We start from the raw sequence: 24,478 nt of genomic DNA, 5'->3' as shown, positions 1-24,478 counted from the left end.
TTTGGGCGGAGGGGGCCGGCCAGGGGCGGAGAGGGGCGAGGGACCATGGCGCCCTGCCCCTGGGCTCCGGGCGACGGCCCTCCCGCCCCCGCCGCCCCTTCACCCTCAGCCTTTCAGCCCTTCGCCCGTGCCCCGGAGCCTCTCCCTCAACTCCTCCGGGTCGGTCGTCGGGCGCTCGCACGTGAAATGACGGCAGACGTACGCGGCGGGCCGGCCGTCGACCAGCGGGCGGTCCTTCAGCAACGGCACCTCCTCACTGCCGGGCTCCATACCGGGCTCCCCGAGGGCGACCACCGCGCCGGGCGCGGTGCCCAGGAGGGCGGCGCGGTGCAGCGCCCGGGTGGCCGGGTCGCCGTCCGGGCCGACGACCGCGACCTCGCGCGGCCCGTCCAGCGCGGCCTCGGCGACGGCCAGCCCCCACCCGATGAAACGCGGCGCCCGGCCGGCCAGCGCCTTGACGACGCCCAGGGCGCTTTCGGCGGCGTCCCGGTGCGGGCCGCTGCCGGTCAGCGCGGCGTACGACAGGAGCGCGCCGGCGGCCGCGGTCCAGCCGGACGGCGTGGCGTTGTCGGTGGGGTCCTGCGGGCGGCGGATCAGCTGCTCGGCGTCGTCGGCGGTGTCGTAGAGCGTGCCGTCCTCGGCGGCGAAGTGCACCAGGACCGTGTCCAGGAAGAGGCCGGCGAACTCCACCCAGACGCCCTCGCCGGTGACCGCGGAGAGCGCGGCGAAGCCCTCGGCGACGTTCGCGTAGTCCTCCAGCACGCCGGAGTTGGCGCCCGCAACGCCGTCCCGGGAGGTGCGGTGCAGGCGCGCCTGCCAGTCCATGTGGACGCGGACGAGCAGGTCGGCGGCGTCCGTGGCGGCCTGCACCAGGTCGGGGCGGTCGAAGTAGGCGCCGGTCTCGGCGAGGGCCGCGATGGCCAGGCCGTTCCAGGCGGCGACGACCTTGTCGTCCCGGCCGGGGCGCGGCCGGGAGTCGCGGGCCGCGCGCATCCGCTCCTTGATGCCCGCGATGCGCTCGGCGTCCACCAGGTCGTCGGTGTCGGGGAGTTGCAGTACGGAGGCGCCCTCTTCGAAGGTGCCCTCCTGGGTCACACCGAAGTAGTGCGCGGCGATCGCGGCGTCCTTCTCGCCCAGGACGTCGTGCAGCTGGCCGGGCGTCCATACGTAGTACGCGCCCTCGGCGTGCCTGCCGTTCCCGTCGTCGGAGTCGGCGTCCAGCGCGGAGGCGAAGCCGCCCTGTTCGGTACGGAGTTCGCGCACCATGAACTCGGCGGTCTCCACGGCGACGCGGCGGGCCAGGTCCGACCCGGTGGCGCGCCACAGGTGCGCGTACGCGCGGCACAGCAGCGCGTTGTCGTAGAGCATCTTCTCGAAGTGCGGCACCGTCCAGGACGCGTCGACCGCGTAGCGCGCGAAGCCGCCGCCGAGCTGGTCGTAGATCCCGCCGCGGGCCATCGCCTCGGCGGTCGCCTGCACCATCTGCAGGGCCGCCTCGGACTGCGTACGGGCGTGGTGGCGCAGCAGGAACTCCAGCGCCATGGACGGCGGGAACTTGGGCGCCCCGCCGAATCCGCCGTGCACGGCGTCGAAGTCGCGGGTCAGGGCCAGCAGCGCGGCGGCCAGGTCCTCCGGGCCCGGCGGCACCGGCTCGCCCTGGGCCAGCGTCTCGGAGATCGACCGCGCGGACAGGTCGGCGACGATCCGCCCGGCGACCTCGCCCACCTCGTCGCGGCGGTCCGTCCAGGCTCTCCGTACGCCCTCCAGGACCTGCGGGAAGGACGGCATCCCGTGGCGCGGCGCGGGCGGGAAGTACGTACCGAAGTAGAACGGCTCGGCCTCGGGCGTCAGGAAGACGGTCATCGGCCAGCCGCCCTGCCCGGTGGCGGCCTGCACGGCCTCCATGTAGACCGCGTCCACGTCGGGCCGCTCCTCACGGTCCACCTTCACGGGCACGAAGTGCTGGTTGATCAGCGCGGCGACGCCCTCGTCCTCGAAACTCTCGTGGGCCATCACGTGACACCAGTGACACGCCGAGTAACCGACCGACAGCAGCACGGGCACATCGCGCCGCCGCGCCTCCTCGAAAGCCTCCGGTGTCCAGGGCCACCAGTCGACCGGATTGTCCGCGTGTTGAAGCAGATAAGGCGAGGTCACACCAGCCAGCCGGTTCATACGGCCCAGCCTCTCACAGCGCCCTTCCCCACCGTGGAACCCGCACGGACTCCGTCCGCCCGTCCGAACCGCACCGAAACAGCTCGCTCCTTCCGGAGACGGGCACCTCGGGACGGCGGGACAGTAGGCTGCGCCCGGCAGCGCTGGAACTGTGGAAGCTCCTCGAAGGAGGCACAGCATGGCCTCCGGGATGGGGATGCCGGCGGGGATGCACAGCCGGATCAGCGCGGAGCAGTACGACTCCTGGTCCGAAGAACAGTGTGCCGGCATCGAGGTCGTGGACGGGATGGCCGTCGTGAGCCCGAGCGCCTCCAAGCGGCGCAAGCGGCTGGCCCGGGTCCTGGCCAATGCCCTGGACGCCGCGGCGGGCCCGGTCTGGAACGCCGATACGGACTTCGACGTCCGCCTGCAGGACGTTCCCCTGACCAACCGCCGCCCGGACGTCGTCGTCTACCGGGCGGAGACCATCAACCTCACACCCACCCGCCCCGAACACGTACTCCTGGTCGTCGAGGTCGTGTCGCCCGGTTCGGAGACCACCGACCGGATCGTGAAGGTGGACCAGTACGCCAAGGCCGGCATTCCCTTCTACTGGCGCATCGAACAGGCCGTCACCGGCGTCCCGATCGCCTACACCTACGTGCTCGACCCGCCACCAAGGCCTACCGGGACGGCGAGATGTTCACCGGCGTGATCAAGGCTGCCGCGCCCGTCTCCGTCACCGTGGACCTGGGAACTGTCTGACAGCGCCGGGCGAGTTCTCTTCGTCGCTCCGACAAGATCGACTTCCCCCTTCGGCCACCGATCCACCCCCACCGGCGTGTCGCAGCCGATTTGGGGAAGTCTCCTGAGCCAGACGGTTCGACGCGCGGTCGTTCTGCCTTGGCGGCGTGGCCGTGGTGGGTGGCGGAGGGGTTGGGCGGGGAGTTATCCACAGGGCTGCCGGATTCGGTGCGGAAGCGGAAGACTGATGGGTACGGAGCCGATCACCGCGGGGCTGGACGGGGGCGCTGTCCCGGCCGTCGCGGAGCGCTGGGAGGCCGGGGCTTCCGGGAGCACCCGGAACCTGCCGGGACGCTGGAACTGCAGGAGGGGGATGGCATGGCGGACTCACCGGCTGTGCTGCGTGACAGTCATCGGGCGGAGGCGGACGGGCTGCTGTCGCGGGCCGTCGAGGAGGAGGTCCGGCGCTCGGGAGGGACCCTGGACCGGGGCGTGCTGCTGTCCCGTGCCCGTGCGGTGCTGGACGACCTGGCGGGTACGGCGTCCGAGGAGTACGGCGCGTACGTGCACGCGCTGGACGAGTCGGCGGCCGGTCAACGGCCGCTGTCCGAGCGGCTGTCGCGCAAGGAGCTGAGCACACCGGCGGTGGCCACCCTGGTCGCGGCGGTGGCCGCCTTCGGCACGGACCTCGCGTACGGGACGGGTCCCGGAACGGCCCTCGGCGTCGGGGCCTCGGTGGTGGCCGCGGGCGCCGCGGCGACGGTCGTGAAGCTGACTGCGGGGCACTGGCCCGCAGCCCACCGGCAGGCGGGGATGCGCGGGCAGCCGGGCGGCCCCGAGCAGCTGCGGCTGCAGTGGCTGACGGCGCTGGAGGTGCGCGGTATCCGCCCGTTCCTGGACCAGCAGCGGATGCTGACGGCGGCCACGCGCGGCGCCTCCTCCGGAGCGCCCGCCGCCTCCCGCGGCACCCGGGTGCCGCAGCTGCGCGGCGCGGACCGCAGCGCGGCGGCCCGCCAGCGGTCCGTGCTGGAGCAGTCCTTCGCCCAGCTGCCGCAGCCGGAGCAGCCGTTCGCCGGGCGGCGGGCGCATCTGACGCAGATCGCGCAGTGGGTGCACGCCGCCCGCGCGAGCACGGAGACCCGGCCCACGGTCGTGGTGCTGCACGGCGAGCCCGGCTCGGGGCGCACGGCACTCGCGGTGCGGGCCGCGCACCAGCTGCGCGACCAGTTCCGCGGCGCCTGTGTGGTGGATCTGCGCGGGGACACACCGGGCGAGACCCCGCTGCCGACGCGGGACGCGCTGCTGCATCTGCTCAACCGGCTCGGCGCGCCGCGCGAGCAGCTCCTGTTCCGGGAGCGGCCCTCCCAGGAGCAGCACGTCAAACGGCTCACCGAGCTGTATCACAAGCACCTGACGGGCCTGCCCGTGACGGTCCTGCTGGACGACGCCTTTGACCCGGAGCAGGTGCGTCTCCTGGTGCCGGACCGTTCGGACAGCCTGGTGCTGGTGACCACCCGCGAGCCCATGGAGCTGCCCGGCGACCTCCAGGCGTGGGTGCACCAGCTGCCGGTGGGCGCGCTCGACTCGGCGGGCACGGAGGAGTTGCTGCGGGCCGCCGCCGACGAGACCGAGGGCGAGACCGGTCCGTACGACCGCCGGTCCGTGGAGCGGATAGCGCAGCTGTGCGCCGGACTGCCGCTGGCGCTGCGGGTGGCCGGCTCCTCGCTGGGCCCCCGCTCGCCCGCCGGGCTGGCGGCGGATCTTGAGGAGAGCGCCGCGCGCTGCCCGGCCGCCGGGGACCGGGCGACCCCGGCCGAGACGGCGCTGTGGCTGCGCTACGGGGACCAGCCGGAGACGGCCCGGCGGCTGCTGCGCCGGCTCGCGCTGGTGGGGCGGGCCAGCCTGGGGGCGGCCGCCGCGGCGGCGCTGCTGGGCGTGGACGTGCCGGAGGCCGAGCGGCAGCTGTCGGCGCTGGCCGACTCGGGGCTGATCGAGCGCGTGCGCAGCGACCGCTACCGGCTGCACGCCCTCGTGCACCACTTCGCGCACGCCCGCCTGGTGGACGAGGAGGACCCGGCCGAGCGCGGCACGGCCCAGGAGCGCCTGATCCGCAGCTACGCGGAGCTGGCCGACTCGGTGATCCGCCTGGTGGACGGCCGCACGTCCACCCGCGCCGACCGCTTCGGCTCGCACGGCTTCACCTCCCTGGACGCGGCCCTCCAGTGGCTGGACGACGAGACCAGCTTCATCACGGCGGCCCTGCGCCACGCCGACCAGGACGTGGACCAGGCGACCGTCTCCCATCTGCTGGGAGCCCTGGCCGACTACTGCCTGCTGCGCGGCGACCTGTACCGCCTCGGCGAGCTGAGCGAGCTGACCAAGGCCGCCGACCAGGGCCTTCTCGTACGGTCCGTGCAGTGGCGCACCGGCGTCGCGGCCCGTCAGCTCGGCGAGCTGGACAAGGCCCGTACGACCCTGACCTCGGTGGTCGACCTGTATTTCGAGGCGCAGCACCCGGTCGGCGCCGCGCGCGCCCTGCGTGACCTGGGCATCACACTCCAGCAGCAGGGCAATCTGACGGAGGCCGCGGCGAAGCTGCGCGAGGCCATGGGGATGCAGTCCGGCGCGGACATGCGCGGTGACCGGGCGTGGACGCTGCACGCGCTGGCGGCGGTGGAGCGCGACCGCGCGCAGGTGTCGGAGGCGCTGGAGCTGCTGCGCGAGTCCCTGGAGCTGCACCGGGAGAGCGAGAGCCTGCACGGCCAGGCGTGGGCGCACTTCCAGCTCGGCCAGGTTTACCTGCGGATGGGCGAGGTCCCGGGGGCGGAGCGCGAGTTCCACGCGGCCATGGAGCTGTACGGCCGGACGCACGACGACCGCGGCGAGGCGTGGGCGATGACCCAGCTGGCGCGGGCCCGGCTGGTCGCCGGCGACCCGGGCCCGGCGGTGGACCAGCTGCGCCAGGCGCTGCCCCTGCACCGGCGCCACGAGGACGCCCGCGGCGAGGCGTGGACGCTGTACTACCTCGGCCAGTCGCTGGAGGAGCAGGGCGATCTGGACGCGGCGCTGCGGCACCTGGAGCGGTCCCGGACGATGTTCAGCCGGATGCAGGACGGCTACGGCCTCGCCTGCGCCCGGCACCACTCGGGGCGTGTCACGCGGGACCTGCGGGCCGCGCAGACCGGCTCGCTGCGCAACAGCGGGTTCGCCCGGCAGCTGCTCCAGGACGCCCGCAAGGACTTCCAGCGGATCGGCGTCCCCCACGGGGAGGCCTGGTCCTGCCTGGAGTTGGTGATCATCGACGCGGGCAACGGCCGGACGGCGCAGGCGCTGGAGCTGGCCGACGAGGCGGCGCGGACGTTCGCCGGTTACGGGGACCGGCGCGGCGAGGACTGGGCCCGCTTCCTGCGCTGCACGCTGCTGCCGTTCGCCTCACCGGGCGGCTCGGTGGTCGGCACGGCGGTCGCGCAGGAGGAGCTGGCGCAGCTCGCGCGGGACGGGCACGCGACCCGCGACTCGAAGGTGGAGGACTGCGCGGAGACGTTCGGGCTGCTGCTGGACCGCGGTGTGGAGCCGGAAACGGGGTGGGAGGCATGGCGGCTCGGCATGGTGCCGAACCGCCACGCGCGCGAGGTCATGGGGGTGACCATAGCCCCGTCGCAGTGAGGCCGGAGGGGCCGGAGGCATCGGTGAGCCGCCCCGACCAGCGGGCGGACCGGCTTGCCCCACGCTGCGGGCGGACCGGCCTCCCCCCGCTCGGCGGGCGGACCGGCTTGCCCCGCTCGGCGGATGGGCCGTCCCCCGACCAGCGGATGGGCCGTCCCGCCCCGACCGGCGGCTGGGCCGCCGGCCCGGCGTCCGGGGGTCGCTCAGCCCGTCTTGGGCTGGGCCTTCCCGGAGGGCTGTCCCTTCGCCTGGCGCTTGGCCTGGCCCTTCTTCGCCGCCTCCGTGTCGCCGGAGGAGGCGGGCGCCTCCGGGCTCTCCTCGAAGTCGACCTTCTTCATCTGCTTGTTCATGGACTTCATCAGCAGCCATACGGCGCCGCCGATGACCGCGAACACGATGAAGCCGAGGACGCCCGGGGTCACCTTGTCCTTGTCGAAGCTGTCGGCAAGGGTGACGAAGTGCGTCACGGCGAGGGTGCTAGTCGCGCTCATCATGGAATCAATTGTTGCGGATGCCCGCGAAGAGGTCGTCCTCGGGGAGGGACGTGTCGACGAGCGACTTGGCGAGCTCGTACTCCTCCGTCGGCCAGACCTCCCGCTGGATGTCCATCGGCACCCGGAACCAGCCGCCGTCGGGGTCGATCTGCGTCGCGTGCGCGATCAGCGCCTTGTCGCGGATCTCGAAGAAGTCGGCGCAGGGGACGTAGGTGGTCAGCGTGCGCTCGCGGCGCTCGAAGTCCTTCCAGCGCTCCAGCCACTCCCCGTACGGCGACTCCAGGCCGCGCTCCAGCAGCGCCTCGTGCAGCGCGACGGTGCGCGGCCGGTTGAAGCCCTGGTTGTAGTAGAGCTTCTGCGGCTGCCAGGGCTCGCCCGCGTCCGGGTACTTCTCCGGGTCGCCGGCCGCCTCGAAGGCCACCATCGTGATCTTGTGGGTCATGATGTGGTCGGGGTGCGGGTAGCCGCCGTTCTCGTCGTAGGTCGTGATGACCTGCGGCTTGAACTCGCGGATCAGCTTCACCAGCGGTTCGGCCGCCGCGTCCACGTCCTGGAGGGCGAAGCAGCCGTCGGGCAGCGGCGGCAGCGGGTCGCCCTCGGGCAGCCCGGAGTCGACGAATCCCAGCCACTCCTGCTTGACGCCCAGGATCTCCCGGGCCTCGTCCATCTCCTTCTTCCGCACTTCGTGAATGTGCTCTTCGATGTACGGGTCGCCCTGGAGCTTGGGGTTGAGGATGGAGCCGCGCTCCCCGCCCGTGCAGGTGGCGACCAGCACGTCCACCCCCTCGGACACGTACTTGGCCATGGTGGCCGCGCCCTTGCTCGACTCGTCGTCGGGATGGGCGTGCACTGCCATCAGTCGCAGTTGCTCAGTCAAGACTCGATCCTCAGTGAAAGGCCGGAGAAGATGTTTCCTATAGTGACCGAAGCGCGGGGCGATTAATTCCGGAGCCCCCGGCAGGAGGAGCGATCATGACCTCGGTGCGCGAAGGGCTGCCCGACGGACGCTACGGCCGCTCCGCAGACCAGCGCGCGGACCGCAAGCTGAAGATCATCGGCGCCGTACTGGGCGTCGCGCTCCTGGGCGTGGTCGGCTGGTCCGGTTTCTCCTACATCTCCGGACAGGAGCTGAGCGGCCGGGTGATCACCTGGAACCGGGTTTCGGACCATGCCGTCAAGGTGCACCTCGAAGTCGTCAAGGGCAAGGACGACACCGGCGTGTGCACGCTGCGCTCGCAGGCGGACAGCGGCGCCGAGGTGGGGCGCAAGGACGTCACCGTCGACGCGCCGAAGGAGCAGGTGGACGTGGAGGTCACGGTGCGTACGACGGCACGGGCGACCAACGCGGTACTGGTCGGCTGCACGTCCTCGGGCGGCTGACGGACGCGACGGCTGACGGACACCGCGGCCGGCATACGCGACAGCCGACGGCCGCCACGCCCGACAGTCGCCACGCCTGACGGCCGCGACAGCCGACCGTCGGCTACGGCTGACGGCCGCCATGGCCACGTCCAACGCACGGACGGCCCCGGATAACGGACGGCCCCAGCTACGGCCGACCGACGACCAGGAACCGACCGGCCAACCAGCCACCTGCCCGATCGATGACCAGGCGCCAACCGGCCGCCCGACGACCGCCAGCCAACCGACGGGCCAGGAGCCCCCCGGCTCCCCCTGCGCCGGAACGACGGCAAACCCCCAGGCAACCGCCCAACACAGGCCCATCCCGCGCCCCGCCCCGCCGCCCGCCCCCGGTACCCCCTCCGCCTCATCCCGGTGTGTCGCCACACACGCCCCGGAACCGGCGCGGTGACCGGCCACGATCCGGACCTCTCGGCTTCCCGGCGAAATTCCCCTTCCCCGTTTTGTGCCGGAATTGTTAGGCTCGTGGTTTCGCCCACCCGTGGAGGCGCAGCCTTCCTGGTAGGGCGTTTGATTTATCCCCAGCACCGACGAGGAGCACCTGTGACCCAGACCAGCGACAACGTCACCTGGCTGACCCAGGAGGCGTATGACCAGCTCAAGGCCGAGCTGGAGTACCTGTCTGGTCCCGCACGCGCCGAGATCACCGAGAAGATCGCGGCGGCCCGCGAGGAAGGTGACCTGAAGGAGAACGCCGGGTACCACGCGGCCAAGGAAGAGCAGGGCAAGCAGGACCTTCGGATGCGCCAGCTCAAGCAGCTGCTGGAGACCGCGAAGGTCGGCGAGGCGCCCGCCGCCACTGGTGTCGTGGCCCCCGGCACGGTCGTCACCATCGCGTTCGACGGAGACCCGGACGACACCCTGACGTTCCTGCTGGCCTCGCGGGAGTACGCGAGCTCGGACATCGAGACCTACTCCCCGCAGTCCCCGCTGGGCTCCGGGGTGAACGGCAAGAAGATCGGCGAGACCGCCGAGTACGAACTCCCCAACGGCAAGACGGCTTCGGTGAAGATCCTCGAAGCCAAGCCGTACACGGGCTGAGCGCCGCGCGGCGCCCGCCCGCGGCCTGACGTCGACCGGCCCGGAGCCCCAGCGGCTCCGGGCCGGTCGCGTGCGTACGGGGTGGCGGCGGCCTACGGGCGGCGGCGCGCCCGCGGGGCCCCGGGCCCCCGCGTCCGGGGCCCGGCCCGCCTCAGGCCGTGGCCGACCGGTACTTGCGCACCGCGAGCGTACGGAAGACCACGATGATCACGACGGACCAGAGCAGCGTCGCCAGTACCGGATGCTGCATCGGCCAGGCGTCGGGGGCCTGGTAGTTCGGCGGCAGGTTGCCGAACAGCTGCCGGGCCGCCTGGACCGTGGCGCTGAAGGGGTTCCACTCCGCGATGTGCCGCAGGAACGTCGGCATGTTGTCGGACGGCACGAAGGCGTTCGAGATGAACGTCAGCGGGAAGAGCCAGATCAGCCCGCCCGAGGTGGCGGCCTCCGGCGTCCGTACGGACAGGCCGATCAGCGCGCCGATCCAGGAGAACGCGTACCCGAGCAGGAGCAGCAGCGCGAAACCGGCCACGACCTTGCCGAGGTTCTCGTGGGTGCGCCAGCCGACCAGCAGGGCGACGATCGCCAGGACGACCAGCGTCAGCGCGGTCTGCACCAGGTCGGCGAGGGTACGGCCGGTCAGGACGGCGCCGCGCGCCATGGGCAGTGAGCGGAACCGGTCGATCAGGCCCTTGTGCATGTCGTCGGCGATGCCCGCGCCGGCTCCGGCGGTGGCGAAGGTGACGGTCTGCGCGAAGATGCCGGCCATCAGGAACTCGCGATAGGCCGCGGGCGAGGTGCTGCCGCCGACGGCGATGGAGCCGCCGAAGACATAGCTGAACAGCACCACGAACATGATGGGCTGGATCAGCCCGAAAATGACCATTTCGGGAATGCGCACCATACGAATAAGGTTGCGCTTTGCAACGACCAGGGAGTCCCGGACGGACTGGCTGACCGCGCCGCGCCGCTTCGGTACGCCGGCGCGCGGCGATGTGTGGGTAACGGCGCTCACTTGGCACCCTCCTCAGGGGTCTTACGGGCCCGCTTCGGCGACCGGCGCTGCGAGCGTCCGCCGCGGTCCGGGCCGCCGCCCTCGCCTTCCCCGGCGTCCTCGCTCCCGCCGCTCCCGGCGTCGCCCTCCGCCGTTTCGGCGGCGTGGCCGGTCAGCGAGATGAACACGTCGTCCAGGGTCGGCCGGCGCAGGCCGATGTCGTCGATCCCGACGCCGCGCGCGTCCAGTTCGCGGATGACCTCGGCGAGCAGCTTGGCGCCGCCGGTCACCGGGACCGTGATCTTGCGGGTGTGCCGCTCGATCTTGCTGTCGCCCTTGCCGAAGCCGCGCAGCACCTCGTCGGCGGGCGCGATGTGCTCGGCGGCGTGCACGACGACCTCCACGCGCTCGCCGCCCGTACGGGCCTTCAGTTCGTCGGAGGTGCCACGGGCGATGACCTTGCCGTGGTCGACCACGCAGATGTCGTGCGCGAGGTGGTCGGCCTCTTCCAGGTACTGCGTGGTGAGCAGCAGCGTCGTGCCGCCGGCGACCAGTTCCTGGATGACCTCCCACAACTGCTGGCGGTTGCGCGGGTCCAGGCCCGTGGTGGGTTCGTCCATGAACATCACGGGCGGGCTGACGACCAGCGCGGCCGCCAGGTCGAGCCGTCGCCGCATACCGCCGGAGTAGGTCTTGGCCGGCCGGTCGCCGGCGTCGGTGAGGCGGAAACGCTCCAGCAGGTCGGCGGCCCTGGCCTTCGCGTCGCGGCCGCTCATCTGGTAGAGCTGGCCGACCATCATCAGGTTTTCACGGCCCGTCAGATACTCGTCGACGGCGGCGAACTGGCCGGACAGGCCGATGGAGCGGCGTACTTCGTCGGGGTGCTTGAGGACGTCTATACCGGCGACGACCGCGGTGCCGCGGTCGGGCCGGAGCAGGGTGGTCAGAACCCGTACGGCGGTGGTCTTGCCCGCGCCGTTCGGGCCGAGCAGACCGAGGACGGTTCCTTCGGGGACGTCGAGATCGACGCCGTCCAGAGCCCTCACCTTGCCGAAGGTCTTCACCAGATCCTCGGCGTAAATGGCGCCTGGCATGTGGGTGCTCCCAAGGTATGGGGTTAACTCCAGGAGGAATATTACTTTCGTCAGACATTGCCCGCTCTACGGGCATATGTCCGGCATCGGAAGGTGCGTCGATACGCGACAGCACTCCGTCTGGACCCGAACCATACCCCACACGCGATACATCGCGATATACGCCAGACGGCGTTTGTTCCCGCTCGCCGCCTCGGCTGCCCGCCTCTGCCGCGCGCCCCGGCAGCCTGCCTCGGGCGCGCGCCCCGACTGCACCCCCGGCCGCGCACCGCGCTACCGCACGCCCCTCCGCACCCCACTCCTCCGCGCCTCGGCCGCGCATCCCGGCACCCCCGCACCCCAGCCGCGCGCCCCGACACCCCCGTGCCCCCGCACCCCTGCCCCCGTCCCCGCCCCGTCAGCCCATGACGGTGTATCCCGCCTCCCGCAGGGCGACGCCGACCTCGGCGCAGTGCTCCGGCCCCTTGGTCTCCAGATGCAACTCCACCTCCGCCTCCGTGAGTCCGAGGCGCGGATCGGTCCGTACGTGGCTCACGTCGAGGACGTTGGCGTCGACCGCCGACATCACCCCGAGCAGCGTCGCGAGGGCGCCCGGCCGGTCCGTCAGCCGCAGGCGCAGCGACAGGTAGCGCCCCGCGGCGGCCATGCCGTGCCGCAGGATGCGCTGCATCAGCAGCGGATCGACGTTCCCCCCGGACAGCACCGCGACCACCGGCCCCTCGAAGGACCCGGGCCGCGACAGCAGCGCCGCCACCGGCGACGCCCCCGCCGGTTCCACGACCAGCTTCGCCCGCTCCAGGCAGAGCAGCAGGGCGCTGGAGAGCTCGTCCTCGGAGACGGTGCGGACCTCGTCGACGAGAGCACCGATGATCTTGAACGGTACGTCGCCGGGCCGGCCCACCTTGATGCCGTCCGCCATCGTCGTCGGCGTCCCGATCGAGACCGGACGCCCGGCCGCCAGCGAGGGCGGGTAGGCGGCCGCGCCCGCCGCCTGCACCCCGACGACCTTCACGTCCGGCCGCAGCGCCTTGACCGCCAGCGCGACGCCCGCCGCGAGCCCGCCGCCGCCGATGCCCACGACGATCGTGCGCACCTCGGGGCACTGTTCGAGTATCTCCAGGCCGACCGTGCCCTGGCCCGCGATGATGTCCCGGTGGTCGAAGGGGTGGATGAAGACCGCGCCGGTCTCGCGCGCGTACTCCTGGGCGGCGGCCAGCGTCTCGTCGACGACCTGGCCGTGCAGCCGTACCTCGGCGCCGTAGTCCCGGGTCGCGGCGACCTTCGGCAGCGGGGCGCCGACCGGCATGAACACGGTCGAGCGCACCCCGAGCAGCGAGGCCGCCAGGGCGACGCCCTGCGCGTGGTTGCCGGCGCTGGCGGCGACCACACCGGCCGCGCGCTCCTCGGGCGCGAGCCCGGCGATCCGCACGTACGCGCCACGTATTTTGAACGAGCCGGTGCGCTGCAGGTTCTCGCACTTCAGATGCACCGGCGCCCCCACCAAACCGGACAGGTGCCGGCTCCCCTCCAGGGCGGTGGCCCGGGAGACGCCGGACAGGATCTTCTGCGCCTCCCGTACGTCCTCGACGGTGAGCGGGGCGGAGGCGACGTCCGCGGCGCGTCCGACCGGCCCGGAAACGGAGGCGGAACCGGAACCCGACACCGGCGCCCGGCCCGTGTCCGACGCCTTGGCACGTGCCGGGCCCGACGCCGGGGCAGGGTGCGAGCCGGTGGCAGAACCGGAAGCGGAACCCGAAGGGGAACCGGGGGCGGGAGTGGACTCGTGCGGCGTGTGATCGGCCATGAAGCCCAGTCTTACAGTTCGATTCGCGGCGGGTACGCCCGGCCGCCGGACCGGAGCCGCGGGTGCACGTCTTTGGGCAGCGCCGGGACGCTCCGCGCCGGGGCCGCGTACTCTGTCCCCCAATCCGTACGCATCCCATGAAGCGAGCTCCCGGCCATGCCCACCTCTTCGGACATGACGACCCACACCGACCCCGCTCTTCTCGACGCGCTGCAACACCAAGTCGCCGTTTTCGCCCGCCGCGCCGAACAGAGCCGGCTCGGCGGCGTCGGCCAGGCACGCAATTCCATGGACCGTGCCGCCTATCTGCTCCTCAACCGCCTGGACAAAGAGGGTCCGATGGGTGTCAAGGCGCTGGCCGCCGGCATGGGCATCGACTCCTCCACCGTCACCCGGCAGGTCGCCCCGCTGGTCGACTCCGGCCTGGTCAACCGCGCCTCGCACCCCGAGGACGGGCGCGCGGTCGTGCTCCAGCTCTCCGAGCGCGGCCGGTCCCGCCTGGAGGAGGTACGGGCCTCGCGCCGCGCGCTGATGGCGCTGGTCACGGAGGAGTGGACGGAGGAGGAGCGGGACGCGTTCTGCACGCTACTGACGCGTTTCAACGCCTCACTGTCCACGGTCACGGCGACACTGCCTCCGGTGCCGTCCAGTTCCTGAACCGGCGCCCGGCACCTGACACCCGGCGCCAGGCAGCAGGCATCAGACACCCGACCCGACCGCCGACACCCGAGCGGGCCGCCGGGCCCTGAGCCGGCCGGGCCCGCCCGAGTCGGCCGCCGGCCCCGCAGGGGTCTCCCGCGCCCGCGCGACGGCGTACGCTCCGCGCGCTCCCCGCGGTGCGCGCCCCTTCGGTCTCCGCGGCGGCGCGCACCCGCCCGGCTCCCGGTTTTTCCCGGCCGCCTCTTGACCGCGTGCCGGGCCTGCCGTGCCATGTAGCTGTGCGAGAGCGGCGGGCAGCCCAGGAACGCCGTCGTGCCCGGGAGTTCGAGGCGTTCGTCGCGGGCGCGGCGGGCCGTCTGCTGCGCACCGCCGTGCTGCTGACCGCCGAGCCGGAGGACTTGCCGGCCCCCGCCGCCGAACGGCTTCTCACCCTGGCCCTGGCCCGTACGTACGCCGCCTGGGACCGGCTCCGCGGCGAGGACCCGTACGACCGCACGCGCCAGGAGATGGCCGCGCACTTCGCGCACTCCGCCTGGCGCGAACGCCTGCCCCGCGCGCTGCGGCACGGCAGGCGCCCGCCGCCCGGCGGCCTCCTCGCGCGGCTGTCCCCTCAGGAGCGGCTGGTGCTCGTGCTGCGCCTGTACGAGGGCGTGGCCGAGGAGCAGACCGCGGCACAGCTGGGCCTGCCCGCCGAGCGCGTCCACACGCTGTGCCTGCGAGCCGTGGGGCGCATGCGCAGCAATCCCCCCGCCGGGCACGCGGGGCCGCCGGTGCCGGTCGGCGCGCCGGCACCGGAGCCCGAGGGCGTACCGGACATGTCCGCCGTACCGGGACCGCTCCCGCCGTCCGCACCCCCGCCCCCGGAAGCGAAAGCGGTGGCGCCGTGAGCCTGCCGGACCGCAAGGAGGCCGAGGTACGGCGAATGCTGGACGGACCGCACCCGCCGGTCCCGCCCGACCTGGCCCTGCGCGCCGCCGCGAACGGCCGCCGGCTGCTGTCCCAGCGGCGGCTGGCGCGCCACCTGATGTGGCTGCTGGTCCTGGCGGCGCTGGCGGCGCTCCTGGTCTGGGCGGCCGTCGACCAGCCGTGGCTGCCGCCGCCTGCGCACACCACCCCTCCGCTGGAAGGGTGGTGAGCCGCGGCCCGCCGCCTACGCGAGGGCCTGCGTGAGGTCCGCGACGAGGTCGTCGATCGACTCGATGCCGACCGAGAGCCGTACGAGGTCGTTCGGGACCTCCAGCAGCGAGCCCGCCGTCGAGGCGTGCGTCATCCTGCCCGGGTGCTCGATCAGCGACTCCACGCCACCCAGCGACTCACCGAGGGTGAACAGCCGCGCACGGTTGCACACCTCCACCGCCGCCTGCTCGCCGCCCGCGACGCGGAAGGACACCATGCCGCCGAAGGAACGCATCTGCTTGGCCGCGATCTCGTGGCCGGGGTGCTCCGCCAGGCCCGGGTAGTAGACCTGGGTCACCTTGTCGTGCGCGGCGAGCAGGTCGGCGATCCGGGACGCGTTGGCGCTGTGCCGGTCCATCCGTACGGCCAGCGTCTTCAGGCCGCGCATCACCAGCCACGAGTCGAACGGGCCGGCGACCGCGCCCATCGCGTTCTGGTGGTAGGCCAGTTCGTCACCGAGCGCGGCGTCGCCGACGACGAGCGCGCCGCCGACCACGTCCGAGTGACCGCCCATGTACTTGGTGGTGGAGTAGACCACCACGTCCGCGCCCAGGGCCAGCGGCTGCTGGAGGTAGGGGCTGGCGAAGGTGTTGTCCACGACCAGGCGCACCCCGGCGTCGCGCGCGACGGCCGCGAGCGCGGGGAGGTCCGTGATGCCGAGGAGCGGGTTGCTGGGCGTCTCCACCCAGATCGCCTTCGTACGGGGGCGCAGGGCGTCCCGTACGGCCTGCGGGTCGGAGGTGTCGGCGACCGACCACTCCACCCCCCACCGCTCGACGACCTTGGAGATCAGGCGGAACGTGCCGCCGTACGCGTCATTGGGGATGACGACGTGGTCGCCGGGGACCAGGAGGGTGCGCAGCAGGGCGTCCTCGGCCGCGAGCCCGGAGGCGAAGGCCAGGCCGCGGCTGCCGCCGTCGAGGGCGGCCAGGTTCTCTTCAAGGGCGGTACGGGTCGGGTTCGCGCTGCGGCTGTACTCGTAGCCGCCGCGCAGCCCGCCCACGCCGTCCTGCTTGTAGGTGGACACCTGGTAGATGGGCGGTACCACCGCGCCGGTCGCCTCGTCGGGCTCCTGACCTGCGTGAATGGCAAGGGTCTCGAAATTCTGGGGGCGCTGCTCGCGCTGATCGCTCATATCTGCCGAGGGTAGTCGTCCACACCCGCGAACTTTTCGGAACTTTCTGCTTCGCTGGATAGTGGATACATACAAGACACATCCACGCCCCGCCCCGGCCCTCAGCCCGGCCCCGCCCGCCCTCATCCCACGACCGGAATCCGAGACTGACCACATGGACGCTCTGCTGGTTCTCTTCGCCGCTGCCGCCCTCGGCGGTCTCGTCCTGCTGCCCTGGCTGCGGCGCAGGCAGGCCGCGCAGCAGGCCCGGCAGGGGCTGGCGGTGGCCGCCGACCCGATGGCGGGCTACGGCTTCGTCCCGGCCCAGGAGCTGGACGTACGGCTGCCCGGCCCGGACCAGGAGCTGGAGGAGGCCCTCGACGAAATCCGGCGCACCCACGACTGGCGCCCAGCCGCGCAGCTGCTGAGCGCCACCGGCGAGGACTGGGAGCGCCGCTGGCAGCGCGTGCAGACGCTCGCCGGAGCCGCCGCGTTCGAGCTGGCGGAGCGGCCCGGACAGGGCGGCATCTGGCTGCGTACGTGGCGTTCGGAGGCGCCCAAGGACCCGGGCGGCGCACAGACGCACGCCCAGTTCCTCGTCCTGCAGGCCCTGCGCGACCCCGGCTCGCAGGATTTCCGCATGATCCTGGAGGAGGCCCGCACGGTCTGCCACGAGGCGGCCCTGCTGGCCCCCGGCAGTCCCGTCCCGTACATCACCGAGCTGGCCGTCGCCCGCGGCCTCGGCGACCGCCGCGCGGACTACGACGCGCTGTGGTCGAAGGTCGCCCAGCGCGCGCCGCACCACATGGGCGCCCACCTCGCCGCGCTGCCCTACTGGTCGCAGAAGTGGCACGGCTCCAAGGAGGAGGCCGACGCGTTCACCGAGACCGCCGCCGCTGCCGCCCCCGCCAAGAGCCTGCTGCCCGCCCTCCCGCTCTTCGCGGTCCACGACCACCTGCCCGAGGCCAACATGGTCCGCGGCCTCTACCAGAGCGCCGTCGTCGAACGCGCCATAGAGGGCGCCCACTTCGCCCTGCGCGAGGCCCCGGCGGACCACCCCATGGCCCCGCACGTCCGGCACCTGCTCATCTGGTTCCTCGTCCGCGCCGAGCGCTACGAGGAAGCCATGGAACAGCTGCGCCTGGTCGACGGCCACGTCGGCGCCGTCCCGTGGTCGTACGGCAGCAGCCCCGCCGCCGAGTACGCCGCGTACCGCGCGCTGGCGGTGGCCGGCTGGGAGCGCGGGGGCGGCACGTCGGCGCACTTCCGTCCGTATCCGTAACCGAGCCTGCCCGGCCCGGCGCCCCCGCCCGGCAGCCCCGCCCAGGGGCTCCACCGCGGAATGCGCCTCCCCCTCCAGACGTTGACCAAGCAGGCCGCCACCGCCCTCTCCCGCAACCCCTGGAGCGAGACGCCATGCTCTTCAACCGCTTCAAGACCGCCCTCCCCACCGCCGAGGAGGCCCTCAAGGGCCGCCCCGAGCGCGACTTCACCGTCCCCGACCAGCACACGGTCCTCGGCAACCCGCTCCTCGGCCCCTACCCCGACCACCTGCGCGTCGCCGACTTCGGCCTGGGCTGCTTCTGGGGCGCCGAGCGCAAGTTCTGGCAGACCGAGGGCGTCTGGACGACGCTGGTCGGCTACCAGGGCGGCCACACCCCGAACCCCACCTACGAAGAGGTGTGCAGCGGCCTGACGGGCCACACCGAAGCGGTCCGCGTCGTCTACGACCCCGCCAAGGTCTCCTACGACACCCTGCTGAAGGTCTTCTGGGAGTCCCACGACCCCACCCAGGGCTTCCGCCAGGGCAACGACGCCGGCACCCAGTACCGCTCCGCCGTCTACCCCCACTCCCCCGCCGACCAGCAGACCGCCGAGGCGTCCCGCACGGCCTACCAGTCCGTCCTGAAGTCCTCGGGCTACGGCGACATCACCACCGAAATCCTCCCGGCGGCCGACCGCCCGTTCTACCCGGCCGAGGGGTACCACCAGCAGTACCTGGACAAGAACCCGGCCGGCTACTGCGGCATCGGCGGGACGGGGGTCTCCTGCCCGGTGGGGGTGGCGCGGGCCGAGGGGTGAGCTGCGGGGAGGCGGGACGGCCGCCTCCCACCGCTCGAAGTCGCCCGTAGTGGCGCCGGGCGTGCTGACGGTCCGCGAGGTCGTGGGTCGAAACAAGTTGAACGATACGTATCGTCTCGCTTACCTTGGGGGCGTGACGGAACAGCAGCACGTCAAGCGTGCCCATATCGCCATGTTCTCCATCGCCGCCTACGGGCACGTGAACCCGAGCCTCGAAGTGATCCGGGAGCTCGTCGCCCGGGGACACCGCGTCACGTACGCGATTCCGCCGCGCCTGGCGGAGGAGGTCGCCGGGACCGGTGCCGAGACGGTCCTTTACCGCACGACGCTGCCCTCGCCCGAGAGCGACCCGTCGGCGTGGGGGACCACGCTGCTCGACAACGTCGAGCCGTTCCTGGACGACGCCATCCAGGCGCTGCCGCAGCTCATCGAGGCATATCGGGGGGACGAGCCGGACCTCGTACTGCACGACATCACCTCGTACCCGGCGCGCGTCCTCGCCCACCGCTGGGGCGTGCCCGCGATCTCCCTCTCGCCGAACCTGGTCGCGTGGGAAGGGTACGAGGAGGAGGTCGCCGAGCCGATGTGGGCGGAGCCCAAGGCGACCGAGCGCGGCAGGGCGTACTACGAGAAGTTCACCAACTGGCTCACGGAGAACAGGATCACGCAGCACCCCGACCCGTTCGTCGGCCGCCCCCGCCGGTCGATCGTGCTCATCCCGAAGGCGCTGCAGCCGAGCGCCGACCGGGTCGACGAGAAGACGCACACCTTCGTCGGCGCCTGCCGGGGCGAACGGGCCGCGCAGGGCGACTGGGAGCGGCCCGCGGACGCCGAGCGCGTGCTTCTCGTCTCGCTCGGCTCGTCGTTCACCAGGCAGCCCGGGTTCTACCGCGAGTGCATCAAGGCGTTCGGCGACCTGCCGGGCTGGCATGTCGTGCTCCAGGTGGGCAAGCACGTCACCGCGGACGACCTCGGGGAGGTCCCCGGGAACGTGGAAGTGCACCAGTGGGTGCCGCAGTTGGCAATCCTGCGGAAGGCGGACGCCTTCATCACGCACGCCGGCGCCGGGGGCAGCCAGGAGGGCCTGGGCACCGGCACGCCCATGGTGGCCGTCCCGCAGGCCGTCGACCAGTTCGGCAACGCGGACATGCTCCAAGGGCTCGGTGTCGGCCGCCACGTCCCGATGGAGCAGGCGGACGCCGACACCCTCCGCGCGGCAGTGCTCGCGCTCGTCGACGACCCGGAGGTGGGACGCCGCCTCGCGGCCATCCAGCGGGAGATGGCCGCAGAGGGCGGCACCCGGCGGGCGGCCGACCTCATCGAGGCCGAACTGCCCGCCGGGTGAGTACCTGAACGGGGACCGGCCAGGCCGCCGCGGCATCGGCGGAACGGAGGGCTCCTGCCCGTGACTCCGCGGCTCCACGCGAGTCGAGTTGTCCGGGCGGGCCGCCCGATCCGGCGTCCGACCTGCGCGGACATCCCCCGGCCAACCGCCGGACAAATACCCCCTTTCCCCCTTTGGGGCCGGCCGACAGTATCTGGTCGCAGTCAAGACGCCGCTGCCCGTCCGCCTCGCCGGCCGACGCGTGGGACGGCGTTCCACGGGCGCGGCGCCGGGCCGGCCCGTTCGTACTCCCATACCGAAGGGGTTCGTCATGCGCGCAATCCGAGTCCTGGTCCCCATCGCGGCAGCGGCGTCGCTCGCCCTGGGCGGTGCCGCCACCGTCGCCACGGCAGCCGAAGCGCCCGCCACCACCACCACCGCCGCCGCCTCGCCGCGGAGCGAACACGGCTGCAGCCCGCACCGCCAGTCGACCATCAGCAGGGGATCTTCCGGGGCCGCGGTCAAACACGCCCAGTGTCTGCTGAAGTGGTGGGGCTTCAGCCCCGGTGCGATCGACGGCGTTTTCGGCACCAGGACCGAGAACGCCGTCCGCAACTTCCAGCGCGCCGCCGGCCTGAGCGTCGACGGCATCGTCGGCCCCAACACATGGGCGGTGCTGCACTACTGAGGCACGGCCGGCCCGGCCGTTCGGGGCCGGGCCGGCGTACGAACGGCTTTCCGAAGGCGGCGGGTCCGCACCGGCCATACTGGCGATCACGGCGCACAAGAGCGCCCGGGAGCGTACGAAGGCGTGCGGGAGCGCGCCAAGTGGAGGGCGGAGGAGGACTGGTGCGCGTGGGACAGGACGGGTTTGCCGTGCGGGTGTCCGTACGGGGGTACGAGACGGATTCGCAGGGCCACTTGAACGGCAGCGTGTACCTCCAGTACGCGGAGCACGCCAGGTGGTCGATGCTGGAGGCGGCCGGCATCCGGCAGGGTGACCTGCTGGCGAAGGGAGTCGGGCCGGTCGTGCTGGAGACCACCGTGCGGTATCTGCGGGAACTGCGGGCCGGCGACGAGACCGAGGTGAGCTGCGCCTTCGTGTGGGGTGCGGGCAAGACGTTCCGGATCGAGCAGGAGGTCCGGCGGGTGGCGGACGGCGTCGTGGCGGCCCGGGTGACGGCGGTGGGCGGGCTGATGGACCTGGAGGCGCGGAAGCTGGTCGGCGGGCCGGCGGAGTACTTCCGGGCGATGGCGGGGGAGCCGGAGGTTTTGGGGGTATAGGGGGTGCTGCCCCCGCCCGTCGCATTCGGAAGCGGGATCGGGTTCGGGTTCGGGTTCGGGTTCGGGTTCGGTGATCCGGGGCCGGATTCGAATCCGAACCCGGGTCGGGGTCGGATTCGGGGGCGGGCTCAGGGGCGGGAGGCCGGTGCCGGGGTGTCGGCCGGTGCCGGGGTGTCGGGCCGCGTGCCCTTGAGCAGGTCACCGGTCGCCTCCCCGGAACCCGGCCCGGCCCCCGCGCCGCCGCACAGCGCCCGCGTGGCGTGCTCGTTCAGGGCCACGTCGATCGGGTGCGGGTTGGCCGGGCCGTTGCCCTCCCGCTGGTACTTCATCAGGTTGATGCCCAGCGCCAGCTGCCGCCGGCCGTCCGGGCTCGACAGCGCGTAGGTGCCCGCGCCGAACGCCCCGCCGTCATGCCCCCAGAACCGCCCGCACGGCATGTCCTTCGCGTACAGCCCGAGTCCGTAGTGCATCTGCACCCGGCCCTCGGGGTCCAGGACCGGGACGGTGGTCTGCATCTCCCGCATTTCGGCGGGGCCGAGGAGGCCGCCGCCGAGCAGCGTGCGGTAGAAGCGGTTCAGGTCGGCGGTCGTGGCGACCAGCGAGCCGAGGGCCCAGGCCCAGGACATGTCGTAGACGCTGTAGTCGCGCGGCGGGTCGATCCGCCCGTGCATCGACTCGTACATCCTCGCGTGCGGGCCCTTGATGTAGGGGCTGCGCGGGAAGTAGGTGTGCCGCAGCCCGGCCGCGCGGATGACGTGCCGCGTCAGGTACGCCTCCGCGTCCTGGCCGGTGACCTTGTTCAGCAGCAGGCCGGCGAGGACGTAGTTGGTGTTGGAGTACGCGTACGTGGCGCCGGGCTCGCCGGTCCGTTCCTCCGCCAGGCCGTAGCGGACGAGTTCCCCGGGGCTGAAGTGGCGGAAGCGGTTGTCGTCCAGGCTCCGCGGGTCCATCTCGCGCAGGGAGGGGAAGGCGCCCGGTATGTAGTCGCCGATGCCGCTGGTGTGGTTGAGCAGCATCCGTACGGTGATCCGGCGGCCCAGTTCGCCGGGGACGACGCCGGGCAGGTAGCGGGCGACGGGCGCGTCGAGGTCGATGCGGCCCCTGGCGACCTGCTGGAGGACGCCGACGGCGGTGAAGGTCTTGGTGACGCTGCCGACCCGGTGTTCCATATGGGCGCGGACCGGGCGTCCGGTGCCGACGTCGGCGACACCGGCGGCCCCCCGCCACTCGTCTTTGCCGTCCCGCGCGGCCGAGTAGACGCCGTACATACCGGCCTTGTGGATCGCGGCGAGGGACCGGTCGAGGGCCTGGTGGTCGAGGCCGGTGACACGGTCGAGGCCGGTGGCGTGGGTGCGTGCGATGGCGTGCGCGTGGGCGGCGGTGCCGGCCGCGGGCGGTACGGCCAGGGACGGGGCCGTCGCGGCGGTGGCCAGGGACAGCGCGAGCGCCACGGCGGCGCCGGTCGTACGGCGGCGGAGCAGGCTGGACAGCGGCATGGGGACTCCCGTCGGATCAGCGGTGCGGCAGTCGGGGCGGCGGAACCGGGCCGAGCGGAGGAGCGGCGGAGCAGCTGGGCGGCGGAGCGGGCGTACTCACACGTACGGGATGGTGCCTGCGTACGGGGCCGTGCTCGCGTGCGGGGCGGTGCTCGCGTACGGGGCGGTGCTCGCGTGCGGGGCCGTGCTCGCGTGCGGGGCGGACCGCCGGGGAGCCGCGGCGGAGGCGGTGGTCCGGCGCGCGGAGAGTCGTGGGGCCGTCCGGAAAGGCCGGGGCGGGCGCGCCGGAGGAGCGAGGCGACGCCGGGGAGGCCGTCGTGATGGCCGTGCCCCGGGGCTCCCGGCCTTGATTGTCGCGGGCGCGCCGGGGCCCGCCATCCTCCGTGAGCAGGAGCGCGAACCGGCCGAGCCGGGTCGGCGGGAAACAGCCCCCGGGCCGGGGAGGCCGGGCGCCACGTACGCCTCCCGCGTACCGATCCCCCCGTACGACTCCCGCGTACAGGCCCGCCGTGCGCCCCGGCTACCTCCGCCGCCGCTCCCCCAGCCGCGCCCGGTCGGCCGCCGCCGCGCCCTGTTCCCAGCCCGCGGCGTCGCGCACGCCTCGCATCCGGACGGCGGCGGTGTCGGGGAACAGTTCGCCGGCGGTCTCGGCCACCGCGACCTCGCGGGCGGCCAGCACCGGCAGGAGGCCGGGCGCGCCGCCCGCGGCCTCGGCGGTCGCCTCTTCGGTGGCCGCCGTCAGCCGAGCGCGGATGCGGTCGGCGTACGCGACGAGGAAGGTCTGCCGGAAGTCCCGGGTACGGCGGGAGCGGCCGCGGCTGTGGTGTTCGTCGCCCGCGCGGTGCATGGCGGTGGTGGCCTGGAGGAGCAGCGAGGTGTAGAGGAGTTCGGCCGCCTCCAGGTCGGCTTCGAAGCCGACGAGGGTGGAGAAGCCGACGTCACCGGACCAGACGGCCTGGCAGCGGTTGGCGGCGGCGACGGCGTCGAGCAGCAGCGCCTTGGCCTGCTCGTACGGGCCCTCGATGCCGATGCGGATGGCGGCGGGGCGGGCGGTCCGGCCACCACCGGAGCCGGAACGGGAGCCGGAGCCGGTGCCGCTGCCGGAGCCGGTGCCGCTGCCGGTCCCCGTGCCCGGGTCGGCTCCGGCCTGATCGAGCAGCGCCTCGTCGATGCTGTGCCGCGCCATCAGCTCCTGGGCCTTGGCCGACAGCGCCTCGGCCTCCTCCGGAAAGTCCGTCCCCTCGGCCTTGGCCAGCAGGCCGCGGATACGGCCGAGCGCCCGCGACTCGTCGGGCGTACTGGCGCGGGCGGGCTGCGGGGCGGGCAGGGGCGTGATGCGGGGCAGCCGACCGAGGACGCGTAGCGCTGCCAGCACGTCGTACGTCGTCTCGAAGCGCGAAGTGCGGCGGCGACGCGCCAGCTCCTCCAGGTAGGCGCCTTCGGACCCCCACCAGACGTCGGCTTCGAGGTCGCGCAGCCGGGCCGCCCAGCGAGGACCGCGGGCACGCTCCGCCGCCCGTCCCGCGCGCTGGGCCTCGGCCGCCATCGCGTCCACAACAACAGCGGTACGCGGGCCGCCGCCCGTCTCACGCCGTACGATCCGCTCCAGGTCGGCGGGCTGCCAGCCGCCCTGCCAGCAGCGGTTTACGGCGTCCACCGCCGCGGCCAGTAGCGCGGCACTGACGGCCTCCGGGCCCGCGAGCGCCGCCGCCAGCATGGAAGCCCCGGCCTCCAGGGCGTCCTCGGCGGCCGCCCCGTCCTCGGCGTACCGGACGCTGCCGAGCACGGTGCCGACCAGTTCACCGGCCTCGGCCCGGCCCTGCTGCCGCTGTCCGTCCTTGCGCTTGCTCACGCGATCACCATACGGAGGCGGGGGGGGCGCACGCGGCCCCGCGGAGGGGCCCCCCCCCCCAGGAAAGCGGAGGGCGGGAG

20 protein-coding genes and 1 pseudogene are annotated in these 24,478 nt (G+C 73.2%); 12 read left to right on the top strand and 9 right to left on the bottom strand.

The genetic code is table 11. The features are described from left to right. Nucleotides 1-105: 105 nt before the first annotated feature. A complete protein-coding gene (locus tag ACFV57_RS30810; protein ID WP_385238930.1) occupies nucleotides 106-2,175 on the bottom strand; it encodes a thioredoxin domain-containing protein in 2,070 nt (689 codons plus the stop codon). A gap of 190 nt (nucleotides 2,176-2,365) precedes the next feature. Here ACFV57_RS30810 and ACFV57_RS30805 point away from each other — a divergent pair. Further along, nucleotides 2,366-2,919: pseudogene (locus ACFV57_RS30805) on the top strand (Uma2 family endonuclease). A 357-nt stretch (nucleotides 2,920-3,276) separates the two neighbouring features. Next, entirely contained in the window at nucleotides 3,277-6,564 is a 3,288-nt protein-coding gene (locus tag ACFV57_RS30800; protein ID WP_385238928.1) for a tetratricopeptide repeat protein, read from the top strand. A 203-nt stretch (nucleotides 6,565-6,767) separates the two neighbouring features. On the opposite strand, the gene ACFV57_RS30795 is transcribed toward ACFV57_RS30800, so the two are convergent. Then, a complete protein-coding gene (locus tag ACFV57_RS30795; protein ID WP_385238926.1) occupies nucleotides 6,768-7,058 on the bottom strand; it encodes a hypothetical protein in 291 nt (96 codons plus the stop codon). 4 nt (nucleotides 7,059-7,062) lie between these two features. Further along, a complete protein-coding gene (gene mca / locus ACFV57_RS30790; protein WP_385238924.1) occupies nucleotides 7,063-7,935 on the bottom strand; it encodes a mycothiol conjugate amidase Mca in 873 nt (290 codons plus the stop codon). A gap of 95 nt (nucleotides 7,936-8,030) precedes the next feature. Here mca and ACFV57_RS30785 point away from each other — a divergent pair, with 95 nt between their 5' ends. Further along, nucleotides 8,031-8,438: a DUF4307 domain-containing protein gene (locus ACFV57_RS30785; protein ID WP_385238922.1), complete on the top strand. Its 408-nt coding sequence runs from the start codon at nucleotides 8,031-8,033 to the stop codon at nucleotides 8,436-8,438. A gap of 585 nt (nucleotides 8,439-9,023) precedes the next feature. After that, nucleotides 9,024-9,521, top strand: a complete 498-nt coding sequence (greA, locus tag ACFV57_RS30780) for a transcription elongation factor GreA (protein WP_385238920.1) — start codon at nucleotides 9,024-9,026, stop codon at nucleotides 9,519-9,521. A gap of 151 nt (nucleotides 9,522-9,672) precedes the next feature. Here the strand turns inward: greA and ACFV57_RS30775 are convergent, their stop codons facing one another. From ACFV57_RS30775 to ilvA, 3 genes are all read right to left on the bottom strand, one after another. Then, complete coding sequence (locus ACFV57_RS30775) at nucleotides 9,673-10,533, bottom strand: ABC transporter permease (RefSeq protein ID WP_385238918.1); 861 nt, start codon at nucleotides 10,531-10,533, stop codon at nucleotides 9,673-9,675. After that, entirely contained in the window at nucleotides 10,530-11,606 is a 1,077-nt protein-coding gene (locus tag ACFV57_RS30770) for an ATP-binding cassette domain-containing protein (protein ID WP_385238916.1), read from the bottom strand. The genes ACFV57_RS30775 and ACFV57_RS30770 overlap by 4 nt, the downstream gene beginning before the upstream one ends. 397 nt (nucleotides 11,607-12,003) lie before the next feature. Beyond that, nucleotides 12,004-13,410, bottom strand: coding sequence for a threonine ammonia-lyase (gene ilvA / locus ACFV57_RS30765; protein WP_385238914.1), 1,407 nt, complete (start codon nucleotides 13,408-13,410; stop codon nucleotides 12,004-12,006). 156 nt (nucleotides 13,411-13,566) lie between these two features. Between ilvA and ACFV57_RS30760 the strand changes: the two genes are divergently transcribed. The 3 genes from ACFV57_RS30760 (at nucleotide 13,567) to ACFV57_RS30750 (ending at nucleotide 15,205) form a co-directional block, all read left to right on the top strand. After that, entirely contained in the window at nucleotides 13,567-14,067 is a 501-nt protein-coding gene (locus ACFV57_RS30760; protein ID WP_385238912.1) for a MarR family winged helix-turn-helix transcriptional regulator, read from the top strand. 281 nt (nucleotides 14,068-14,348) lie between these two features. Beyond that, nucleotides 14,349-14,957: a sigma factor-like helix-turn-helix DNA-binding protein gene (locus ACFV57_RS30755; protein WP_385238910.1), complete on the top strand. Its 609-nt coding sequence runs from the start codon at nucleotides 14,349-14,351 to the stop codon at nucleotides 14,955-14,957. Then, nucleotides 14,954-15,205, top strand: coding sequence for a hypothetical protein (locus tag ACFV57_RS30750; RefSeq protein ID WP_385238908.1), 252 nt, complete (start codon nucleotides 14,954-14,956; stop codon nucleotides 15,203-15,205). The genes ACFV57_RS30755 and ACFV57_RS30750 overlap by 4 nt, the downstream gene beginning before the upstream one ends. A gap of 15 nt (nucleotides 15,206-15,220) precedes the next feature. Here ACFV57_RS30750 and ACFV57_RS30745 read toward each other — a convergent pair whose 3' ends face one another. Beyond that, on the bottom strand, nucleotides 15,221-16,381 hold the full coding sequence (locus ACFV57_RS30745) for a cystathionine gamma-synthase (protein ID WP_385238906.1): 1,161 nt from the start codon (nucleotides 16,379-16,381) through the stop codon (nucleotides 15,221-15,223). A gap of 154 nt (nucleotides 16,382-16,535) precedes the next feature. Between ACFV57_RS30745 and ACFV57_RS30740 the strand changes: the two genes are divergently transcribed. The 5 genes from ACFV57_RS30740 (at nucleotide 16,536) to ACFV57_RS30720 (ending at nucleotide 21,050) form a co-directional block, all read left to right on the top strand. Next, nucleotides 16,536-17,642, top strand: a complete 1,107-nt coding sequence (locus ACFV57_RS30740; protein WP_385238904.1) for a hypothetical protein — start codon at nucleotides 16,536-16,538, stop codon at nucleotides 17,640-17,642. Between the two features lie 134 nt (nucleotides 17,643-17,776). Further along, the gene (gene msrA / locus ACFV57_RS30735; RefSeq protein WP_385238902.1) at nucleotides 17,777-18,442 is read left to right on the top strand and encodes a peptide-methionine (S)-S-oxide reductase MsrA; all 666 of its coding nucleotides are present in this window, start codon (nucleotides 17,777-17,779) and stop codon (nucleotides 18,440-18,442) included. A gap of 82 nt (nucleotides 18,443-18,524) precedes the next feature. Beyond that, on the top strand, nucleotides 18,525-19,787 hold the full coding sequence (gene mgt, locus ACFV57_RS30730) for a macrolide-inactivating glycosyltransferase (protein WP_385238900.1): 1,263 nt from the start codon (nucleotides 18,525-18,527) through the stop codon (nucleotides 19,785-19,787). A gap of 310 nt (nucleotides 19,788-20,097) precedes the next feature. Next, the gene (locus tag ACFV57_RS30725; RefSeq protein WP_385238898.1) at nucleotides 20,098-20,454 is read left to right on the top strand and encodes a peptidoglycan-binding protein; all 357 of its coding nucleotides are present in this window, start codon (nucleotides 20,098-20,100) and stop codon (nucleotides 20,452-20,454) included. A 161-nt stretch (nucleotides 20,455-20,615) separates the two neighbouring features. Beyond that, entirely contained in the window at nucleotides 20,616-21,050 is a 435-nt protein-coding gene (locus tag ACFV57_RS30720; RefSeq protein WP_385238896.1) for an acyl-CoA thioesterase, read from the top strand. Between the two features lie 128 nt (nucleotides 21,051-21,178). On the opposite strand, the gene ACFV57_RS30715 is transcribed toward ACFV57_RS30720, so the two are convergent. Beyond that, on the bottom strand, nucleotides 21,179-22,546 hold the full coding sequence (locus tag ACFV57_RS30715; protein ID WP_385238894.1) for a serine hydrolase domain-containing protein: 1,368 nt from the start codon (nucleotides 22,544-22,546) through the stop codon (nucleotides 21,179-21,181). 520 nt (nucleotides 22,547-23,066) lie between these two features. After that, entirely contained in the window at nucleotides 23,067-24,398 is a 1,332-nt protein-coding gene (locus tag ACFV57_RS30710; RefSeq protein WP_385238892.1) for a DUF2786 domain-containing protein, read from the bottom strand. Nucleotides 24,399-24,478 lie beyond the last annotated feature (80 nt).

The organism is Streptomyces sp. NPDC059788, from assembly GCF_042732265.1.
Lineage (GTDB): Bacteria > Actinomycetota > Actinomycetes > Streptomycetales > Streptomycetaceae > Streptomyces.
Note: the sequence above shows the minus strand (reverse complement) of the source record. Positions and strands in the feature narration are given on the sequence as shown.

Excerpts from the sequence above, each read along its gene's own strand:
- msrA (WP_385238902.1), top strand. The coding sequence starts at position 17,777 with ATGCTCTTCAACCGCTTCAAGACCGCCCTCCCCACCGCCGAGGAGGCC.
- ACFV57_RS30725 (WP_385238898.1), top strand. The coding sequence starts at position 20,098 with ATGCGCGCAATCCGAGTCCTGGTCCCCATCGCGGCAGCGGCGTCGCTC.
- ACFV57_RS30770 (WP_385238916.1), bottom strand. The coding sequence starts at position 11,606 with ATGCCAGGCGCCATTTACGCCGAGGATCTGGTGAAGACCTTCGGCAAG.
- ACFV57_RS30800 (WP_385238928.1), top strand. The coding sequence starts at position 3,277 with ATGGCGGACTCACCGGCTGTGCTGCGTGACAGTCATCGGGCGGAGGCG.
- ACFV57_RS30785 (WP_385238922.1), top strand. The coding sequence starts at position 8,031 with ATGACCTCGGTGCGCGAAGGGCTGCCCGACGGACGCTACGGCCGCTCC.
- ilvA (WP_385238914.1), bottom strand. The coding sequence starts at position 13,410 with ATGGCCGATCACACGCCGCACGAGTCCACTCCCGCCCCCGGTTCCCCT.
- ACFV57_RS30715 (WP_385238894.1), bottom strand. The coding sequence starts at position 22,546 with ATGCCGCTGTCCAGCCTGCTCCGCCGCCGTACGACCGGCGCCGCCGTG.
- ACFV57_RS30760 (WP_385238912.1), top strand. The coding sequence starts at position 13,567 with ATGCCCACCTCTTCGGACATGACGACCCACACCGACCCCGCTCTTCTC.
- ACFV57_RS30795 (WP_385238926.1), bottom strand. The coding sequence starts at position 7,058 with ATGATGAGCGCGACTAGCACCCTCGCCGTGACGCACTTCGTCACCCTT.
- ACFV57_RS30740 (WP_385238904.1), top strand. The coding sequence starts at position 16,536 with ATGGACGCTCTGCTGGTTCTCTTCGCCGCTGCCGCCCTCGGCGGTCTC.
- ACFV57_RS30810 (WP_385238930.1), bottom strand. The coding sequence starts at position 2,175 with ATGAACCGGCTGGCTGGTGTGACCTCGCCTTATCTGCTTCAACACGCG.
- ACFV57_RS30745 (WP_385238906.1), bottom strand. The coding sequence starts at position 16,381 with ATGAGCGATCAGCGCGAGCAGCGCCCCCAGAATTTCGAGACCCTTGCC.